An 18,216-nucleotide genomic window follows, 5' to 3' on the forward strand; every position below is an offset into this window, starting at 1 on the left:
CTTTTCATCAACTGCCGGGTGCAGCCACCTGCTGGCGGCGGAACTCCGCCGGGGTGCAGCCCGTTTCGCGCCGGAAGAACTTGCTGAAATTGGTTGCCTCGCCGAAGCCCAGGCGCTCGGCGATGCGTGCCACGGGCACGCCGGTGTGCAACAGCAGGCGCTTGGCTTCCAGGCAGATGCGCGCGGCGATGAAGGCCTTGGCGCTGGTGCCGGCCGCAGCGCTGGTGGCGCGCGCCAGGCTCTTTTCCGTGCACCCCAGCGGGCCGGCGTAGTCCGCCACCTGGTGCCATTCGGCGAACCGCTGCTCCAGCAATTGCCGAAAACGCTCGAAACGCCGCATGGCGCGGTGGTTCGCAGGCTCCCGGTTGTCACCACGCTGGCTGCGCTGGTGGTGGGCGATGGCCAGCCGCGTGAGCAGGGCATAGAGCTGGTAGCGCAGCAGCGCATGCAGGTCCTGCGCAGGCGCATCGGCCGCCGCGTCCGTGCGCATCTGCACGATGGCATCCGCCACCGTGCGGGCCTCCCCGTCGGCCAGGGCCAGGTGCACGGGAAACCGCTCCAGCCCGACCACCAGGCGCAGGTCGCTGGCCGGCGCAGAACCGGCCGCAAGCAGGAATTCCGGGCGCAGCAGCATGACCCACCCCTCCCAACCCTCTGCCAGCCCGAAGTTGTGGGCCTGCCCGGGCCGGATGGCCAGCAGCGATCCGGGTGCGCAGGGCACGGGTTCGAAATCGACCACTTGCGTGCAGCTTCCCCGGGTGACCAGCACCAGCATGTGGAAGGCATAACGGTGGGTGCGGTGGACCTCGCCCTCGGGGCCGCGCTGGCGCAGATCGGACATCGGGAAGACCTCCAGGTCCAGCCCGTAGGCCCCGGGCGGCCGGTAGTCGAACCGTTCGATGTCGGCGTTCCATGCCTGCTTCGGGGCCATACGTTCCTTGGTTGTGTGCTCACTGCATTTTGTCCGATAAGTATCTTTCTATGGCTTGGAGCTATCGTGCTTTCTCGCACCAAGAGTCCAATAATTACCCCATCTTCAACACCTGCAGAAAGCCCCCATGTCCGCCATCGACATCGCCAAGAACTACATCCGAGCCGCCCAGACGGGCGATCAGGCCCTGCTGGCCAGTACCGTATCGCCCACCGTCGTCTGGCACCAGCCCGGCGCCAACAGGTTTTCCGGCACCCACCAGGGCCTGGCCGCCGTGGGGGCGATGATCGGCAAGATGATGGAAGTCTCCCAAGGGACATTTGCCATCACAGAGGCCCGGCACTACATGCAAAACGGGGACTGGGTTGCCGTCACCATCACCTTCCGGGGCGAGCGTGCAGGCGCAAGCCTGGACCAGACCGGTGTGGACTTGCTGCGCATCGCGGATGGCAAGATTGCCGAGGTCTTTCTTTTCTCCAGCGACCCGGCGCAGGAGGACCGCTTCTGGGGCCAGTGACCATTCCGGCAGGATGGGTGGTCTCGCGTGAAATCCGCCAGCGCGGGATAATCCGGCCATCCTTCGCCACCGCGAGCACTCCACCATGGCCTCCATTTCCTCGATCGGCTCTTCCGGCATGCAGGCCGCTCAGTTGCGGCTCGATGCCTCGGCCAACAACGTGGCCAACATGAACACGCCGCGCTACAAAAGCGAGGTGGTGGACCAGCAAGCCGCCCCGGGCGGTGCCGGCGTGACCGGATCCGTGCGCCGCAGCCAGGAAGAGGGCGTGGCGCTGGAGAAGGAAGCCGTGGAGCAGATCTCGGCCACCTACGCCTTCAAGGCCAACCTGCAGGTGGTGAAGACCCAGGACCAGATGATGGGCTCGCTGCTCGACGTGAAGGCTTAGTCACCCCCTGAGTCGCTTCGCGCCTTCACCCCTCTCTCGACCCGCTGCGCGAGTCGGGAGGGGGACGCCCCCAGCGCGGCGGGGCGGCCCTTGCGCGGGGGCACTGGCTTGGGCCGCGCCAGTTTCATGCGCGGCGTCCCGGATAGCAGAAATGAAAAAGGCGGCCTCGAAGGCCGCCTTTGTTTTTCCGCTGTGCGAAAGATCCTCAGCGCAGCTCACCGTACTGCGTGCTGCTCAGGTCCGGGCCGCGCTCTTCGGCACCGGGCATTTCCGTGTCCTCGAAACCCGTCGCATTGGGCGGCCGGGGGCGGATGGGGCCCGAACGCACCGGGGCGCCGCCGGGGCGTGCAGGAACGACGGGCGCAGGGTTGGTGCCAGCAGCATCGGCCAGGGCGCGCTTGAAGGCGGCGACTTCGTCGGCCTCGATGGGCTCGAAACGCGGCACGGGGCGCGTGGCTTCGTAGTCCACCGGTGCGGGGGGGCGCGGTGCGATCGTTCCCGTCAGCGGGGCCGGGGCTGTTGCCACGGGGGCTGCGGGCCGCAAGGGCGCCGGGCGCGAGAGGGGAGCCGCAGGCGTGGCGGTCAGCGGGGCGGGGGCCGATACCGGCGGCAGCGGGCGCCGCACGGCGGCAGCAGGGGCCTGCTGCGTACCCAGAGGCAGGGCCGCACCCAGCGGGGCAATGCCCTTTTGTGGAATGCCCACCGCCACATGGTCATTGATGCGCCAGTACACGGCGGTCACCAGGATGTCGTAGCGCGTCTTGGCGGTCTGGGCGATCAGCGCCTCGATCTCCGACAAGCGCACGGTCTCGCCGCCGTACTCGCGCGCCAGGTCCATCATCACCAGGAACTGGCGGCCGCGCTGGTCCAGCGAAAGCACCTTGAACTTGTAGCTGGCCGAAAGCACGCCGGCACGCACCATGGCATCGCGCACCACCGTGTACAGCAGCTCGCGCCGCTCCATGCGCTCGTTCTTGCGGTTGGCCGCGTGCTCGGGCGGCACGGGGTCGAGCATGGGCTTGCCCTGGCGGCCTGCGGCCAAAGGCACAGTGGCGTCGGCGTTGAGCAGACCCGAAGTCTCCGATGCCGCATTGGGCCGGGGCTTGGTCGGTGCCGGTTTGCGGCTGAACCAGCTGAACAGTGACATGGCTTGCTTTCCTCGGGGTGCGCCTGCAGTGGGTTGTGCGATTCGAGTGTACCGCGAGCCCTGCGCCCCCAACGATGCCACCGGTCCCGAAAGGGCTGCCGGCCGACAGGGGTGTCAGGTCGCCGCAACGCGACGACGGCGATTGCCCAGGCGCTTGGCCAGTACCGACCCTGCCGCCATGGCCAGGCCCAACGCAATCGCAGGCTGCCGGTTGGTCAGCTCGGTGAAGCGGATGGCCGTCAGGCTCCACAGCTTGCACGGCCCGCTGGCCTGCACCGTGGCGCTGCGGGCCCGGTGCGAAAAGAAGGCGCCTTCGCCCAGCACCGAACCGGGGCCCACGATGGCCAGGCGCAGGCGCTCTTTTTCGTCCTGGAAGTGCACGCTCAGGCTGCCGCTCTCCACGAAGTACAGGGTGCGGTCGGTCGTGCCCTGGGTGAACAGCACGTGGCCCATGGGGATGATGCAGGGCAGCAGGTAAGAGGCGACGACATCCCACTGCGCGGGCGTCAGCGGGTTGGTCATGCTGTCGTCTGCGCTGGCCTGGGCGATGGCATCGATCAGGCCCTGCAGATCGGCTTTGGTGGCAGCGGGGGAAAGGACATTCATGGTCACCTTAAAGTAACCTTGTTACAGGTTGCGCACAAGCGCTGTTTACGTCCGTTTACAACAAAAGAAGGTGCCCGGCACACCGCACCCCGCTACTTGCCGATGCAAAAGCTCGAAAAAATCACGCCCAGCAGGTCATCGGACGTGAACTCGCCGGTAATGGCGCCCAGCGCGTTCTGGGCCAGGCGCAGTTCCTCGGCCAGGATGTCCAGTGCGGGGGCTTTCGCCAGTAACTGCGCATGCGCTTCGTCCAGGTGGGCGGCCACTGCCTGCAGCGCCTGCACGTGGCGGGCGCGGGCAATGTACACGCCCTCGGGTGCCGACTGCCAGCCCGCCACTTCCAGCAGCGTGCGGCGCAATTCTTCCAGGCCCGCTCCCGTGCGCGCCGACAGCCGTACCGAGCGGCCCTCGCCCTGCAGCCGGGCCACCGTGGCCGCGTCCACGCAGTCGGTCTTGTTCCACACGTCGATCACCGGCACCGAAGCGGGCAGCCGCCCGGCCATGTCCGTGGCAATCGCCGCATCGCTGGCCGCGTAGTCCGCCATGTCGGCGCGCGACAGGTCGTGCAGGAACAGCACCGCATCGGCCCCGGCGATCTCGTCCCAGGCGCGGGCGATGCCGATGCGCTCCACCTCGTCCTCGCTGTCGCGCAGGCCGGCGGTGTCGATCACGTGCAGCGGCACGCCCTCGATCTGGATGGTCTGCTGCACCTTGTCGCGCGTGGTGCCGGCAATCGGGGTGACGATGGCCAGCTCCGCCCCCGCCAGCGCGTTGAGCAGCGAACTCTTGCCCGCGTTGGGCTGGCCGGCGATCACCACCTTGATGCCCTCGCGCAGCAGCGCGCCCTGCTGCGCGCGCTGGCGCACGCGGGCCAGGGTCTGCTGCAGGCGGTCGAGCTGGCCCTGGGCGTCGGCCTGTTTCAAGAAGTCGATGTCCTCCTCGGGGAAATCGAGCGTCGCCTCCACCAGCATGCGCAGGTGGATCAGCGCATCGCGCAGCGCATGGATCTCGTTCGAGAAGGCGCCCGTGAGCGAGCGGCTCGCACTGCGCGCCGCGGCCGAGGTCGAGGCGTCGATCAGGTCGGCAATCGCCTCGGCCTGGGCCAGGTCGATCTTGTCGTTGAGGAAGGCGCGCTCGGTGAATTCACCCGGCTCGGCCACGCGGAGGCCGGCCAGCACCGCCGCGCCCCCCTCGGCCTGCACCGCGGCCGCCGCCTCCAGGCAGCGCGCCACGAGCAGCTGCAGTACCACCGGGCCGCCATGGGCCTGCAGCTCCAGCACGTCTTCGCCGGTATAGGAATGCGGCGCGGGGAAGTACAGCGCCAGCCCCTGGTCGATGGCCTGGCCGTCGGCATCGCGAAACGGCAGGTAGTGCGCCTCGCGCGGGCGCAGGTCGCGCCCACACAGGGCCTGCACCAGTGGGGCGATGCCCTTGCCCGACACGCGCACGATACCCACGGCACCGCGCCCCGGGGCAGTGGCAATGGCAACGATGGGGTCGGCGTGGCGGGCAAGCATGGTGGGCGTGACTTTACAGGGTAGGGCGTTCAATGAAAAAGGCCGCTTGCGCGGCCTTTCAGGGTCAGTCAGCGATCAGGCGGTGATCACTTGAACTTGGGCAGGTTGAACTGCGGTGGCACGCCCATGCGGGTGTTGATGAGCCACTGCTGCGCGATGGACAGAATGTTGTTCGTCAGCCAGTACAGCACCAGGCCCGCCGGGAAGAAGAAGAACATCACGCTGAAGATCAGCGGCATGAACCACATCATCTTGGCCTGCAGCGGATCGGGTGGCGCGGGGTTCAGGGCCGTCTGCAGCAGCGAGCTGGCCGTCATCAGCAGGGGCAGGATGAAGAACGGGTCCGGTGCCGAGAGGTCGCGGATCCAGAGAATCCACGGTGCATTGCGCATTTCCACGCTCGACAGCAGCACCCAGTACAGCGCGATGAACACGGGGATCTGGATCATGATGGGGAAGCAACCGCCCATGGGGTTGACCTTCTCCTCGCGGTAGATGCGCATCATCTCCTGCTGCATCTGCTGCGGCTTGTCCTTCAGGCGCTCGCGCATCTCCATGATCTTGGGGTTGATCGACTTCATCTTGGCCATGCTCGAATAGGCCTTGGCGTTGAGCCAGTAGAAGGCGATCTTCAGCAGCAGCACCAGCGCCACGATGGCCCAGCCCCAGTTGCCCAGGATCTTGTGCAGCTGGTCCAGCAGCCAGTACAGCGGCTTCGACAGAATGGTCAGCCAGCCATAGTCCTTGACCAGTTCCAGGCCGGGGCTCAGGGTTTCCAGCGTCTTCTCGACCTGGGGGCCGGCGAACAGGCGTGCGTCCAGCGTCTTGCTGGCACCGGGGGCAATGGCGCCCAACTGGGTGATCATGCCCACCGAGTACAGGTTGGTGTCCACCTTGCGCATGAACAGGTTGCGCTGCACCCCGTCGGCCAGCAGCCAGGCGGTGGCGAAGTAATGCTGCACCATGGCGGCGTAGCCGTTGGTCGCATCCTTCTGGATGTCGACCTTGCCGGCCTCGATGTCCTTGAACTCGACCTTCTGGTACTTCTTGGCCTCGGTGTAGACCGCAGGGCCGGTGAAGGTGGAGTAGAACGACGACTCGCCTGGCGGCTTGTTGCCGTCGCGCACTAGCTGCAGGTACAGCTCGGGCGACACGGGGGCCGTGCCGGTGTTCACCACTTCATGCTTCACAGCGATGTCGTAGGCGCCGCGCTTCACCGTCCAGGTCTTGACCAGCTTCACGCCGCCCTGCTCGGGCGACTCGAAGCGGATGGTCAGCTCGTCCTGCCCATCCGTCAGCTCGCGAGGGCCGGCCACGGCCGTCATCAGCGTCTTGTGCGTAGGGAAGTTGCCGCCGATCAGGCCGGTCTGCGCCACGTACACGCGGTTCGCGCTTTCGTCGAGCAGCAGGAAGTTCTTGCCGCTCTTGTCGCCGATGTCGGCATGCTTGAGCAGCTCGGCATGGGTCAGCGAGCCGCCTTCGCTGTCGAAGGTCAGGCGGTAGACGTCGGTCGTCACCTGCACACGCTCACGGGTGGCAGGGGCTGCCGTGGGAGCGGGCTGGCCGGGCACGGCCGATGCGCCCTGGGCCGATGCGGTGGCGGGCGCCGACGCATTGGTGGTGGCAGGCACGCTCGCAGCGCCTGCCGAAGCAGAGGCGGTGCCCGCAGGTGCAGGCGCGACCACGGGGGCGGCGGTGGGGAAGAAGGTGGCCTTGTTGCCGTTGTGCAACTGCCACTTGTCCCACAGCAGAACCATGGAAAAGCCAAAAATCACCCACAGAATGGTGCGGCGAATGTCGTTCATGAAGACTTCTTTGGTGAAGATGATGTGGAAGGTTGAAGCCGCGAGAACAACCGCATGCTGCGCGGCAATTCTTGCGGGACCGGGTCATGGCCCCCGTCACACCAGGGGTGGCAGCGTACCAGCCTGCGCACCGTGAGATAACTGCCGGCCGCCGCGCCATACTGCTCCAGCGCCTGCAGCGAGTAGACGGAGCAGGTCGGCTCGAAGCGGCAGGCCGAGCCCAGCCAGGGGCTCAGAAACAGGCGGTAGCCCTTGACCACCCCGATGAGCAGCGCACGCATCATGGCGCAGTCACCGACACCCGTGGCACGCTGGGGCTTTTGTCGGTTCTGCTAGCGCCGCTGGCTTTGCCAGCCTCGCCACCGGCGCCCTGGCCCTTGCTCTGGCCAGGGCCAGAACGCTTGGCGGCGTAGCCGAACAGCTGCAACAGCTCTGCCCGCACCGCCTCTTTGAGCTGGTCGGACGTGGCGCTGATGAACTGCTTGCGGTCGAACGTGCTGCGCAGGCGCACCACGTGCGCGGCCTGGGGCAGGCGCGCCTCGAAGGTGGCGCCCACGGTATAGATCTGCCGCTTGATGGCGTTGCGCGTGACCGCGCGGCGCGCCCAGCGCTTGGGCACCATGGCGCCCAGCCACACGTCGGGAACGGCAAACAGGGCCTGCGGCGAAGCGCCGGGCCCTGAAGGGGGTTCCGTCTTTGCGGCTTTCGCTGCTGGCGCATCGGTAACCGGAGTCACCGATGCCGCCCTGGTATCGCCAGACGCAACAACGGCACCGCCAGTCGTGGCAGTGCCGTCGGCGCCCAACACCAGGCGGTGCAGCGCAAAATGGGCGGTACGGGAAACGGTGCCCCCCGCCATGGCGGCCTGGAACTGCGGACGGGTTTTCAGCCGTTGCATGCAAACGCCCCGTTTGGTACCTGACGGTGCAAACCGGGGTGCAGCGAAGTGCAGACCCAGACCTGGCCGGCCTTAGACGGCCAGGCGCTTGCGGCCCTTGGCGCGGCGTGCGTTGATAACGGCACGGCCACCGCGGGTCTTCATGCGAACGAGGAAGCCGTGGGTGCGCGCGCGGCGGGTCTTGGAGGGTTGGTAAGTACGTTTCATGGTGCTCTATTCCTTGAGGTTCAGTTCCGGACTGTTGCGCAGAAATAGCGGCACGCCGGGTCAAATCACCCTGAACACATTCAGGGAAACCCAAAATTATCGCAGGCTTCTGCAGTGCTGGCAATGCCCCTCTGCGGGAAGACCCTGTGGCGTGCCCGAATCAGGGGTTCAAAATGTACTTTCGGCCCACCTCCCCAAGGCCCTGATCCCCTCTGTCAGGGGGCCTTTCCAAATTGTGGATAACTCCTTGACAAGCTACAATGCGAGGCCAAGCTCCGTTCCTCCTATCCACAACAAGAATCCGCCTATAAATGACCGAGGAACCCTCCAGCAGCTCCGCATCCAACCCCGGGGCAGACGCCGGCCAGGGCCTGTGGCAGGCCTGTATCGAACAACTGGCGCAAGACCTGCCCGAGCAGCAGTTCAACACCTGGATCAAGCCCCTGGTGGCCCAGGTAACCGAAGACTTCTCCAAGGTGACGCTGTTCGTCGCCAACCGCTTCAAGCTCGACTGGATCCGCGCGCAGTACGGCAAGCGCATCTCGCTGCTGCTCGAAGACCTGTACGGCCAGCCCGTTACGCTGGAGTTAGCGCTCGCTCAGCGTGAAGCCGTTACCCGCACGTATGTGCGCCCCAACGCAGCGGGCACGCAAACCCCTGTTTCCCACAATGACCAGCACGGCCAGGGGCAGGGCAGCCATGGCAACAACAACAGCTCCGGCAATGGCAACAGTAGCAACAGCGGCAGCAGCACCTCCGACGAATCGGCCGGTGCCTTCCGCAACCGCCTGAACGCCGGCCTGACCTTTGAAACCCTGGTGGAGGGCACGGCCAACCGCATGGCGCGCTCGGCCGCCATGCACGTGGCGGGCATGCCCGGCCACCTGTACAACCCGCTGTTCATCTACGGCGGCGTCGGCCTGGGCAAGACCCATCTGGTGCACGCTGTGGGCAACCGCCTGCTGGCCGACAAGCCCGACGCCAAAATTCTCTACATCCACGCCGAACAATTCGTGTCGGATGTGGTCAAGGCCTATCAGCGCCGCACCTTCGACGAATTCAAGGAGCGCTACCACTCGCTGGACCTGCTGCTCATCGACGACGTGCAGTTCTTTGCCAACAAGGACCGCACGCAGGAAGAATTCTTCAACGCCTTCGAAGCCCTGCTGGCCAAGAAGAGCCACATCGTGATGACCAGCGACACCTACCCCAAGGGCCTGGCCAACATCCACGAGCGGCTGGTTTCGCGCTTCGACTCGGGCCTCACCGTGGCCATCGAGCCGCCCGAGCTCGAGATGCGCGTGGCCATCTTGATCAACAAGGCCCGCGTTGAAGGCACCGAGATGCCCGAGGAAGTCGCCTTCTTCGTGGCCAAGAACGTGCGCTCCAACGTGCGCGAGCTCGAAGGCGCGCTGCGCAAGATCCTGGCGTACTCGCGCTTCAACCAGAAAGAGATCTCCATCCAGCTGGCCCGCGAGGCACTGCGCGACCTGCTGTCCATCCAGAACCGCCAGATTTCTGTGGAAAACATCCAGAAGACCGTTGCCGATTACTACAAGATCAAGGTGGCGGACATGTACAGCAAGAAGCGCCCGGCCAGCATTGCCCGCCCGCGCCAGATTGCCATGTACCTGGCCAAGGAGCTGACGCAAAAGAGCCTGCCCGAGATCGGCGAGCTGTTCGGCGGCCGCGACCACACCACTGTTCTGCACGCCGTGCGCAAGATTTCGGGCGAGCGCCAGCAGCTCACCGAGCTGAACCAGCAGTTGCACGTGCTGGAACAGACGCTCAAGGGCTGAACCACCGTGCGTTCCACCCTGGCCTTTGATGTAAGAACTTGTTCGGCGCCCCAGCGCCACAGTAAACACGTCCTTACAAGGCAAAATGGGGGGTTTATGGGCAGCAGGGGGGCACAACCCGTGCCGCTGCCCGCACCGTTCCAAAAAAGATCCACAAGCAAGGGGTTGATGACATGATCGTCCTGAAGGCAACACAAGACAAGGTACTCGCGGTTCTGCAATCGGTGGCTGGCATCGTGGAGCGTCGCCACACCTTGCCCATTCTGGCCAACGTGCTGATCCGCAAGACCGGCAACGCGCTGCAGCTGACGACCAGCGACCTCGAGATCCAGATCCGCACCACCGCAGAGTTGGGTGGCGACACGGGCGACTTCACCACCACCGTGGGTGCGCGCAAGCTCATCGACATCCTGCGCACCATGCCCAGCGACCAGACGGTGAGCCTCGAATCCGCCCAGTCCAAGCTGATCCTCAAGGGTGGCAAGAGCCGCTTCACCCTGCAAAGCCTGCCGGCCGAGGACTTCCCGTTGGTGCAGGAGTCGGCCGCCTTCGGCCCCGTGTTCGCCGTGCCGCAAAAGACGCTGAAAGACCTGCTGGGCCAGGTGTCGTTTGCCATGGCCGTGCAGGACATCCGCTACTACCTCAACGGCATTCTGTTCGTGGCCGAGGGCAAGCAGCTCAGCCTGGTGGCCACCGATGGCCACCGCCTGGCGTTTGCCAGCGCCACCCTGGACGTGGAAGTGCCCAAGCAAGAAGTCATCCTGCCGCGCAAGACCGTGATCGAACTGCAGCGCCTGCTGTCCGACGCCGGCGGCGAGAACCAGCCCCACATCGAGATGCAGTTCGCCAACAACCAGGCCAAGTTCACCTTTGGCGGCATGGAGTTCGTGACCAAGCTGGTCGAGGGCAAGTTCCCCGACTACAACCGCGTCATCCCCAAGAACCACAAGAACAGCATCACCCTGGGCCGTGCCCCGCTGCTGGCCAGCCTGCAGCGCACCGCCATCATGACCAGCGACAAGTTCAAGGGCGTGCGCCTGAACCTGGAGCCCGGCACCCTGCGCGTGGCGTCCAACAACGCCGAGCAGGAAGAGGCCGTGGACGAGCTCGACATCGACTACGGTGGCGACACCATCGAGATCGGCTTCAACGTGACCTACCTCATCGACGCCCTGGCCAATATGGGCCAGGACATGGTGAAGGTGGAGCTCTCGGACGGCAACAGCTCCGCGCTGCTGACCATCCCCGACAACGAAAGCTTCAAGTACGTGGTGATGCCGATGCGCATCTAGCCCTGCGCCGTGCCCCCGCCTTGCGCGCCGGGCACCCCGCATGAGCTATTGATTTGATAGCTGCTCGCCCTCATATGATGGGGATTAGAGCCCTATTTGAACCTTTTTCGACAGACACATTGGAAGCCGACCCCGGCTTCCCCGGATCCCAAGGCCCACCATGACCGCTGACAACAACCTGCCCGAGCAAGAAGAACCTACCGGCACTGGTGAGCCCGTTCCGCACAAGATCGACACCAACCAGGCTGGCGCCAGCGAAAGCTACGGCGAAGGCTCCATCACCATCCTCGAAGGCCTGGAGGCCGTGCGCAAGCGCCCCGGCATGTACATCGGCGATACGTCCGACGGCACCGGCCTGCACCACCTGGTGTTCGAGGTGGTCGACAACTCCATCGACGAGGCCCTGGCCGGACATTGTGACGACATCGTCGTCACCATCCACTCCGACAACTCCATCAGCGTGACCGACAACGGCCGCGGCATCCCCACCGGGGTGAAGATGGACGACAAGCACGAGCCCAAGCGCAGCGCCGCCGAGATCGCGCTGACCGAGCTGCACGCAGGCGGCAAGTTCAACCAGAACAGCTACAAGGTATCGGGCGGCCTGCACGGCGTGGGCGTGAGCTGCGTGAACGCGCTGAGCATATGGCTGCGCCTGACTGTGCGCCGCGAAGGCAAGGTGCACCAGATCGAGTTTTCGCGCGGCTTTGTGCAAGACCGCCTGCTCGACAAAATTGACGGCATCGAAGTGTCGCCCATGCGGGTGACGGGCGATACCGAAAAGCGCGGCACCGAAGTGCACTTTTTGCCCGACACCGAGATCTTCAAAGAGAACAACGACTACCACTACGAGATCCTGGCCAAGCGCCTACGCGAACTCTCGTTCCTGAACAACGGCGTGCGCATTCGCTTGAAGGACGAACGCACCGGCAAGGAAGACGACTTCTCGGGCGCCGGCGGCGTGCGCGGCTTTGTCGAATTCATCAACAAGGGCAAGACGGTACTGCACCCCAACTCGTTCTACGCCGCAGGCGAGCGCCCGGCCGAGACCTACGGCGGCATCCCCGGCACGCACATCGGCGTGGAAGTGGCCATGCAGTGGAACAGCGCCTACAGCGAGCAGGTGCTGTGCTTCACCAACAACATCCCCCAGCGTGACGGCGGCACCCACCTCACAGGCCTGCGCGCCGCGATGACCCGCGTCATCAACAAGTACATCGAAGAGCACGAGTTTGCCAAGAAGGCCAAGGTCGAAGTCACCGGCGACGACATGCGCGAAGGCCTGTGCTGCGTGCTGAGCGTGAAGGTGCCCGAACCCAAGTTCAGCAGCCAGACCAAGGACAAGCTGGTGTCGAGCGAAGTGCGCGCCCCGGTGGAAGACATCGTGGGCAAGCTGCTTACCGACTACCTGCAGGAGCGCCCGGCCGACGCCAAAATCATCTGCGGCAAGATCGTGGAGGCCGCCCGCGCCCGCGAAGCCGCCCGAAAGGCCCGCGAAATGACGCGCCGCAAGGGCGTGCTCGACGGCATGGGCCTGCCCGGCAAGCTGGCCGACTGCCAGGAAAAAGACCCCTCGCTGTGCGAAATCTACATCGTCGAGGGTGACTCCGCCGGTGGGTCTGCCAAGCAGGGGCGCGACCGCAAGTTTCAGGCGATCTTGCCGCTGCGCGGCAAGATTTTGAACGTAGAGAAGGCCCGCTACGAAAAGCTGCTGACCAGCAACGAAATTTTGACGCTGATCACCGCCCTGGGCACCGGCATCGGCAAGGCCGGCGGCACCACCGGTGGCGATGACTTCGACGTGGCCAAGCTGCGCTACCACCGCATCATCATCATGACCGACGCCGACGTTGACGGCGCCCACATCCGCACCCTGCTGCTCACCTTCTTCTACCGCCAGATGCCCGAGCTAGTGGAGCGCGGCCACATCTACATTGCCCAGCCACCGCTATACAAGGTCAAGGCCGGCAAGGAAGAGCTGTACCTGAAGGACGCGCCCGCGCTCGACGGCTTCTTGCTGCGCATTGCGCTGAACCACGCCAGCGTGAGCACCGGCGGCGACAACCCGCAAACGCTGAGCGGCGACACCCTGACCGACCTGGCCACCAAGCACCAGGTGGCCGAGAGCGTGATTGCGCGCCTGAGCAACTTCATGGACCCCGAGGCCCTGCGCGCCATTGCCGACGGCGTGGCCTTGAACCTGGACGCCGCCACCGAATCCGAAGCCAGCGCCGTGGCCCTGCAGGCCAAGCTGCGCGAGCTGAACACCACCGGCGCCCCGGCCGAAGTGGCCAGCGAGTTCGACGAACGCACCGACAAGCACGTGCTGCGCATCAGCCGCCGCCACCACGGCAACATCAAGAGCAGCGTGATCACGCAAGACTTTGTGCACGGCGCTGACTACGGCGCCCTGGCACTGGCCGCCAACACCTTCCGCGGCCTGCTGGGCGAGGGCGCCAAGGCCCTGCGCGGCGAAGGCGAAAAGCGCAAGGAAGAAAAAGTGGGCGACTTCCGCCAGGCCATGAAGTGGCTGATCAGCGAAGCCGAGCGCAGCACCAGCCGCCAGCGCTACAAGGGCCTGGGCGAGATGAACCCCGAGCAGCTGTGGGAAACCACGATGGACCCCAACGTGCGCCGCCTGCTGCGCGTGCAGATCGACGACGCCATCGAGGCCGACCGCGTATTCACCATGCTCATGGGCGACGAGGTGGAGCCGCGCCGCGACTTCATCGAAACCAACGCGCTGCGGGCGGGCAACATCGACGTTTGATGGGTTGAGCAGCACCTACTTGACCCTGCAGGGGCCGGCACCCATCAGTCTCTGTGTACCTTGGAATACTTGATTTTCGAACAGATATGTAGCAACATTGCTACATATCTATCGGCGTGAGGTACTGCCATGACAATCACCACCCTGTCCAGCCGTGAGTTCAACCAGGCAGCTGGCGATGCAAAGCGTGCAGCAAACGATGGCCCGGTGTTCATTACAGACCGGGGCCGTCCCGCCCACGTGCTGATGAGCTACGAGCTATACCAGAGCCTTACGGGGGGCCGCCAGAAAATTTCCGACCTTTTGGCCATGCCCGGTGCGGCAGATGCCGAACTGGTAGTCACGCGCTCGCGTGAGCTTGCCCGCCCTGTTGATTTCTCCTGATGTTCGTCCTCGATACCAACGTCGTGTCTGAACTGCGAAAGGTTCGCCTGGGTCGGGCCGACCACAACGTTGCCAGGTGGGCTGACCAAGTGGATGCAATGGCCTTGTACCTGTCGGCGATCACCGTGCAGGAGTTGGAAACAGGTGTCTTGCTGGCCGAACGCCGAGATCCCCCACAGGGTGCCATTTTCAGAACGTGGTTCGACCAGCACGTGTTGCCCGCTTTCGCTGGCCGGATCCTTCCGATTGATACGCTCGTCGCGCAGCGTTGCGCGTCACTCCATGTACCAAACCCGCGCCCTGTCATGGACAGTTTGATCGCGGCTACCGCGCTCGTGCATGGCATGACCGTGGTGACAAGAAATACCGCCGACTTCCAATCGCTCGGAGTGCCGATTTTGAATCCCTGGGTCGACCCGGCTCAGTAGGGTTGAGAAAGCATTCAAGTGATTAAGAGTGTCCCGGCGCTCCTCCATCATCACCACCTTCTGTTCTTGTGCTGAACACCATGCCACTGCCAAACCAATGGAAAGCTGCCGCTGCTACGGCGGCAATAGCTGTCACTGCACTCGCTGCCGCCCCATCGCCCGCCTGGGCGCAAACGTACAAGTGCACCCAGCCTGACGGCAAGACCGCCTTCCAGGACCAGCCCTGCCACATGAGCGGCGGCACCGGGGGCAGCGTCAACATCAAGGTCACCCCGCCCTCCAGCGACCCCCTTCCGCCCAGTGCCCCGCCTGCGCGGCAGCGCTCGCCTTACGCAGGCAGCACAGGCGCCGGCACGCAACAAACCGCCGACGCCCAGGCCGCCCAACAGGCGCGCCAGCAGGCCGAGGCGTACAACCGCTCATCGCGCTGCAACACCGCGCGCCGCAACCTGGGCACCCTCAAGACAGCGCGCCCCGTGTTCCAGTACGACAACAAGGGCGACAAGCAGTACCTGGAAGACAGCAGGCGCCAATCCGAAATGGCTGCGGCACAGCGTGACGTGGCGGAGAACTGCCGCTGACGCGGAGAAAGACGATCACTCGGCATGCCCCAGTCCCAAGACCCCGCATCACTCCAGCAACTGGCCCTGCGTCTGCAGGAGTTTGCGCAGCAGCGCGACTGGGGCCAGTTCCATTCGCCCAAGAATTTGGCCTCCGCGTTGATCGTGGAGGCCGGCGAGCTGCTGGAGCACTTTCAGTGGCTGACCGAGGAGCAGAGCCGCAACCTGCCGGCTGACAAGAAGCAGGCCGTTGCGCATGAGATGGCGGATGTGCTGCTGTACCTGGTGCAGATGGCTACGGCGCTGGATGTGGATCTGATCGAGGCTGCGAATGCCAAGGTGGAGATCAATGGGCAGAAATACCCGGTGAATCAAGCGCGGGGGAGTAGCCGCAAGTACGACGAGCTGTAGCCGCTGTCCTACCGTGCACCACAATACCTCTGCCCGTAGCGCCTGCTGCAATGCGGCGAGGGCAGGCGGTTCAAAGTACAGGGAGTGCATCGCGGGTGATCATCTATCAAGCCAACAAGCGCGAATTTCTGCAGCATGCTTTTGCTGACAACATCGAGGACGTTGTCTCGAAGCACTACAAGCATGCCACCGGCCAAAACGTTGGCCCCGCCGAGCTGCGGTCTTGGACCAATTCGCTGTCGCACATGGCGAAGGTGCTGTACGACGACGAGATTCCCGACGATGCGGGCGTGGCCATCGAGTACCAAGTACCGCAGACTGCCAAACGCATCGACTTTCTGATCACCGGCCTGGACGAGCACCACCAACCCAAGGTGGTTATTGTCGAGCTCAAGCAATGGTCTGAAGCACGCGTCAGCGAGAAAGACGGGATCATCTGGGCACGCCGGGGCGGGCGGGCGGGTGAGACCGAGGGTGCGCATCCTTCGTACCAAGCGTGGTCCTACGCCGCGCTGCTCAATGACTTCAATACCGCCGTGCTGGACGATGGGATTGTGCTGCAGCCCTGCGCTTACCTGCACAACTATCCTCAGCGCGACGGGGTGATCGACCACCCAAGCTACACAACTCACATCGACAAGGCTCCGCTGTTCCTCAAGCCCGAAAAGGACCGGCTGCAGGCCTTTATCCGGCAGCATGTGCGGCATGGGGACAGCAAGAAACTGCTGTATCGCATCGAGCATGGTCGCATTCAGCCGTCAAAAATGTTGGCAGATGCCGTGGTCGGCCTCTTGCAGGGCAAGAACGAGTTCGTGCTGATCGATGACCAGAAGCTGGTCTATGAAAGCGTGCTGGAGTCTGAGGCGAAGGCTGTTAACGGAACAAAGCAAGTCGTCATCGTGCAAGGCGGCCCAGGCACCGGCAAATCGGTGGTCGCCATCAACCTGTTGGCGGCGTTGATTGCAAAGGGACGGAACTCCCGCTACGTGTCGAAGAACGCGGCGCCACGCGCAGTGTTCGAGGCAAAGCTGACGGGTACGTTCAAGAAGACCCGCATCAGCAACCTGTTCAGCGGTTCCGGCGGATTTACCGACCCTGCTGCGGATAGCTTCGATGCGCTGATCGTGGACGAGGCACATCGGCTCAACGAGAAGTCCGGTTTGTATGGCAACCTGGGTGAAAACCAGGTCAAGGAGATCATCACTTCGGCACGGTGCAGTGTGTTCTTCGTGGATGACGACCAACGCGTCACCATCTCGGACATCGGTCACACCGGCGAGCTGCGCAAATGGGCCGCTACGCTGGGGGCGCAAGTGACCGAACTGAACCTGGCATCGCAGTTCCGTTGCAGTGGTTCCGATGGCTACATGGCGTGGCTGGATGACACCCTGGCCATCCGCTCTACGGCCAACCAGACGCTTGACACCACCGAATACGATTTTCGCGTGGTCGACAGCCCAACCGAGCTGCATGAGCTGATTCACAAGAAGAACCAGGTTGCCAACAAGGCGCGGGTAGTGGCCGGCTACTGCTGGGGCTGGCCCAGCAAAACGGATCCGCAGGCGTACGACATTGACATTCCGGATTACGGCTATCAGCGCCGTTGGAATCTCAGCCAGGACGGTAGCCTCTGGATAGTGACCCCAGGCTCTGTGGAGCAGGTCGGCTGCATACACACCTGCCAAGGCCTGGAGCTGGACTATGTCGGAGTGATCATCGGCCCGGACCTTGTGTACAGGGACGGTCAGATCCAGCCCGATGCCGGCGGCCGCGCCCGGTCAGACAAATCCATCAAGGGTTTGAAAAGCCTGATGAAGAAGGACCCTGTCGCTGCCCAGGAGATGGCGGACCGCATCATCAAGAACACCTACCGCACGCTGATGACGCGAGGAATGCGCGGGTGTTTTGTGTATTGCACAGACCGCCCTTTGGCGGAGTACCTGCGTTCGCGCCTTCGTGGCGTCATCACGGAGCAACTTGTTGAGCACTTTGATAGCGTCGTAGCTGCGAAAGCACCAGCAAGCAACGTCATCCCACTGCGTGTGGTGACCGCTACCGAACGGGCCGCAGGAAAGAATGCAGCTCCGCTGATCGACCTGCGATTTGCGGCCGGCTCATTTTCTGAATCGCAGTCGCTCGAAGAAGGTGCGCAAGACTGGATCGAGCTGCCGGACTGGATTCCCTACCAGCCTGGCTTTTTTGTAGCCCAAGTGGTGGGCGAGTCCATGAACAAGCGGATACCCAACGGCTCTTGGTGCCTTTTCCGCGCAGCACCAGGGGGTACTCGCAATGGCAAGATTGTGGTGGTTCAGCACCGCAGCATTGATGACCCCGAAACTGGTGGCAGCTACACCATCAAACGATACTCAAGTGAGAAAGTTGCAGACGCAGATGGGACGTGGCGCCATACCCGCATAGAGCTGTGGCCAGAGACGGACAGCCCAGGATTTGAAACCATCGTGCTGGAGGTTGGCGAAGACGAGGAGTTTGCTGTAGTCGCAGAAATGTTGACAGTGCTCTAATAACGCGGCTCTCCACTGCCAGGAGTGCCCAATG

Annotated in this window: 18 protein-coding genes; 10 read left to right on the forward strand and 8 right to left on the reverse strand. The window is 64.1% G+C overall.

Translation table 11 applies throughout. From position 1 onward, the window contains the following. Window positions 1–7 precede the first annotated feature (7 nt). A complete protein-coding gene (locus ACSQ3Y_RS01455; protein ID WP_436176196.1) occupies window positions 8–931 on the reverse strand; it encodes an AraC family transcriptional regulator in 924 nt (307 codons plus the stop codon). 127 nt (window positions 932–1,058) lie between these two features. Between ACSQ3Y_RS01455 and ACSQ3Y_RS01460 the strand changes: the two genes are divergently transcribed. Together ACSQ3Y_RS01460 and ACSQ3Y_RS01465 are read left to right on the forward strand one after the other, a co-directional pair. Beyond that, window positions 1,059–1,448, forward strand: coding sequence for a nuclear transport factor 2 family protein (locus ACSQ3Y_RS01460; protein WP_057200497.1), 390 nt, complete (start codon window positions 1,059–1,061; stop codon window positions 1,446–1,448). An 85-nt stretch (window positions 1,449–1,533) separates the two neighbouring features. Continuing rightward, window positions 1,534–1,836: a flagellar basal body protein gene (locus tag ACSQ3Y_RS01465; RefSeq protein WP_057200496.1), complete on the forward strand. Its 303-nt coding sequence runs from the start codon at window positions 1,534–1,536 to the stop codon at window positions 1,834–1,836. Window positions 1,837–2,041: 205 nt separating this feature from the next. On the opposite strand, the gene ACSQ3Y_RS01470 is transcribed toward ACSQ3Y_RS01465, so the two are convergent. From ACSQ3Y_RS01470 to rpmH, 7 genes are all read right to left on the reverse strand, one after another. Further along, on the reverse strand, window positions 2,042–2,983 hold the full coding sequence (locus ACSQ3Y_RS01470) for a hypothetical protein (RefSeq protein WP_436176197.1): 942 nt from the start codon (window positions 2,981–2,983) through the stop codon (window positions 2,042–2,044). A 114-nt stretch (window positions 2,984–3,097) separates the two neighbouring features. Next, window positions 3,098–3,589: a Crp/Fnr family transcriptional regulator gene (locus ACSQ3Y_RS01475; protein WP_057200494.1), complete on the reverse strand. Its 492-nt coding sequence runs from the start codon at window positions 3,587–3,589 to the stop codon at window positions 3,098–3,100. Between the two features lie 92 nt (window positions 3,590–3,681). Next, the gene (mnmE, locus tag ACSQ3Y_RS01480) at window positions 3,682–5,106 is read right to left on the reverse strand and encodes a tRNA uridine-5-carboxymethylaminomethyl(34) synthesis GTPase MnmE (RefSeq protein ID WP_436176198.1); all 1,425 of its coding nucleotides are present in this window, start codon (window positions 5,104–5,106) and stop codon (window positions 3,682–3,684) included. An 86-nt stretch (window positions 5,107–5,192) separates the two neighbouring features. Next, window positions 5,193–6,911 carry a membrane protein insertase YidC gene (yidC, locus tag ACSQ3Y_RS01485; protein WP_436176199.1) on the reverse strand — a complete coding sequence of 573 codons (1,719 nt, stop codon included), beginning with the start codon at window positions 6,909–6,911 and terminating at the stop codon, window positions 5,193–5,195. Further along, window positions 6,908–7,195 (reverse strand): membrane protein insertion efficiency factor YidD, encoded by a 288-nt coding sequence (gene yidD, locus ACSQ3Y_RS01490; protein ID WP_057266919.1) that lies wholly within the window; start codon window positions 7,193–7,195, stop codon window positions 6,908–6,910. The genes yidC and yidD overlap by 4 nt, the downstream gene beginning before the upstream one ends. Then, complete coding sequence (locus ACSQ3Y_RS01495; protein WP_436176200.1) at window positions 7,192–7,809, reverse strand: ribonuclease P protein component; 618 nt, start codon at window positions 7,807–7,809, stop codon at window positions 7,192–7,194. The genes yidD and ACSQ3Y_RS01495 overlap by 4 nt, the downstream gene beginning before the upstream one ends. Window positions 7,810–7,881: 72 nt before the next feature. Beyond that, window positions 7,882–8,016, reverse strand: a complete 135-nt coding sequence (gene rpmH, locus ACSQ3Y_RS01500; RefSeq protein WP_005798102.1) for a 50S ribosomal protein L34 — start codon at window positions 8,014–8,016, stop codon at window positions 7,882–7,884. Between the two features lie 311 nt (window positions 8,017–8,327). On the opposite strand from rpmH, the gene dnaA reads away from it, so the two are divergent. From dnaA to ACSQ3Y_RS01540, 8 genes are all read left to right on the forward strand, one after another. After that, window positions 8,328–9,815 carry a chromosomal replication initiator protein DnaA gene (gene dnaA / locus ACSQ3Y_RS01505; RefSeq protein ID WP_436176201.1) on the forward strand — a complete coding sequence of 496 codons (1,488 nt, stop codon included), beginning with the start codon at window positions 8,328–8,330 and terminating at the stop codon, window positions 9,813–9,815. Between the two features lie 173 nt (window positions 9,816–9,988). Further along, on the forward strand, window positions 9,989–11,107 hold the full coding sequence (dnaN, locus tag ACSQ3Y_RS01510) for a DNA polymerase III subunit beta (RefSeq protein WP_007854794.1): 1,119 nt from the start codon (window positions 9,989–9,991) through the stop codon (window positions 11,105–11,107). Window positions 11,108–11,267: 160 nt separating this feature from the next. Beyond that, window positions 11,268–13,877 (forward strand): DNA topoisomerase (ATP-hydrolyzing) subunit B, encoded by a 2,610-nt coding sequence (gyrB, locus tag ACSQ3Y_RS01515; protein WP_436176202.1) that lies wholly within the window; start codon window positions 11,268–11,270, stop codon window positions 13,875–13,877. A 129-nt stretch (window positions 13,878–14,006) separates the two neighbouring features. Further along, window positions 14,007–14,261, forward strand: a complete 255-nt coding sequence (locus ACSQ3Y_RS01520) for a type II toxin-antitoxin system Phd/YefM family antitoxin (protein WP_436176203.1) — start codon at window positions 14,007–14,009, stop codon at window positions 14,259–14,261. Further along, window positions 14,258–14,689 carry a type II toxin-antitoxin system VapC family toxin gene (locus ACSQ3Y_RS01525; protein ID WP_428003761.1) on the forward strand — a complete coding sequence of 144 codons (432 nt, stop codon included), beginning with the start codon at window positions 14,258–14,260 and terminating at the stop codon, window positions 14,687–14,689. The genes ACSQ3Y_RS01520 and ACSQ3Y_RS01525 overlap by 4 nt, the downstream gene beginning before the upstream one ends. An 80-nt stretch (window positions 14,690–14,769) precedes the next feature. Beyond that, window positions 14,770–15,270, forward strand: a complete 501-nt coding sequence (locus ACSQ3Y_RS01530; protein ID WP_428003021.1) for a DUF4124 domain-containing protein — start codon at window positions 14,770–14,772, stop codon at window positions 15,268–15,270. A gap of 24 nt (window positions 15,271–15,294) precedes the next feature. Beyond that, window positions 15,295–15,660, forward strand: coding sequence for a nucleotide pyrophosphohydrolase (locus tag ACSQ3Y_RS01535; protein ID WP_436176204.1), 366 nt, complete (start codon window positions 15,295–15,297; stop codon window positions 15,658–15,660). Between the two features lie 95 nt (window positions 15,661–15,755). Beyond that, on the forward strand, window positions 15,756–18,182 hold the full coding sequence (locus ACSQ3Y_RS01540; protein WP_436176205.1) for a DNA/RNA helicase domain-containing protein: 2,427 nt from the start codon (window positions 15,756–15,758) through the stop codon (window positions 18,180–18,182). The last annotated feature ends 34 nt before the right edge of the window (window positions 18,183–18,216 follow it).

Origin of the sequence: Acidovorax sp. LjRoot66, from assembly GCF_964253305.1 — a bacterium.
Lineage (GTDB): Bacteria > Pseudomonadota > Gammaproteobacteria > Burkholderiales > Burkholderiaceae_C > Acidovorax.

Excerpts from the sequence above, each read along its gene's own strand:
- ACSQ3Y_RS01455 (WP_436176196.1), bottom strand. The coding sequence starts at position 931 with ATGGCCCCGAAGCAGGCATGGAACGCCGACATCGAACGGTTCGACTAC.
- ACSQ3Y_RS01460 (WP_057200497.1), top strand. The coding sequence starts at position 1,059 with ATGTCCGCCATCGACATCGCCAAGAACTACATCCGAGCCGCCCAGACG.
- ACSQ3Y_RS01465 (WP_057200496.1), top strand. The coding sequence starts at position 1,534 with ATGGCCTCCATTTCCTCGATCGGCTCTTCCGGCATGCAGGCCGCTCAG.
- ACSQ3Y_RS01470 (WP_436176197.1), bottom strand. The coding sequence starts at position 2,983 with ATGTCACTGTTCAGCTGGTTCAGCCGCAAACCGGCACCGACCAAGCCC.
- ACSQ3Y_RS01475 (WP_057200494.1), bottom strand. The coding sequence starts at position 3,589 with ATGAATGTCCTTTCCCCCGCTGCCACCAAAGCCGATCTGCAGGGCCTG.
- mnmE (WP_436176198.1), bottom strand. The coding sequence starts at position 5,106 with ATGCTTGCCCGCCACGCCGACCCCATCGTTGCCATTGCCACTGCCCCG.
- yidC (WP_436176199.1), bottom strand. The coding sequence starts at position 6,911 with ATGAACGACATTCGCCGCACCATTCTGTGGGTGATTTTTGGCTTTTCC.
- yidD (WP_057266919.1), bottom strand. The coding sequence starts at position 7,195 with ATGATGCGTGCGCTGCTCATCGGGGTGGTCAAGGGCTACCGCCTGTTT.
- ACSQ3Y_RS01495 (WP_436176200.1), bottom strand. The coding sequence starts at position 7,809 with ATGCAACGGCTGAAAACCCGTCCGCAGTTCCAGGCCGCCATGGCGGGG.
- rpmH (WP_005798102.1), bottom strand. The coding sequence starts at position 8,016 with ATGAAACGTACTTACCAACCCTCCAAGACCCGCCGCGCGCGCACCCAC.
- dnaA (WP_436176201.1), top strand. The coding sequence starts at position 8,328 with ATGACCGAGGAACCCTCCAGCAGCTCCGCATCCAACCCCGGGGCAGAC.
- dnaN (WP_007854794.1), top strand. The coding sequence starts at position 9,989 with ATGATCGTCCTGAAGGCAACACAAGACAAGGTACTCGCGGTTCTGCAA.
- gyrB (WP_436176202.1), top strand. The coding sequence starts at position 11,268 with ATGACCGCTGACAACAACCTGCCCGAGCAAGAAGAACCTACCGGCACT.
- ACSQ3Y_RS01520 (WP_436176203.1), top strand. The coding sequence starts at position 14,007 with ATGACAATCACCACCCTGTCCAGCCGTGAGTTCAACCAGGCAGCTGGC.
- ACSQ3Y_RS01530 (WP_428003021.1), top strand. The coding sequence starts at position 14,770 with ATGCCACTGCCAAACCAATGGAAAGCTGCCGCTGCTACGGCGGCAATA.
- ACSQ3Y_RS01535 (WP_436176204.1), top strand. The coding sequence starts at position 15,295 with ATGCCCCAGTCCCAAGACCCCGCATCACTCCAGCAACTGGCCCTGCGT.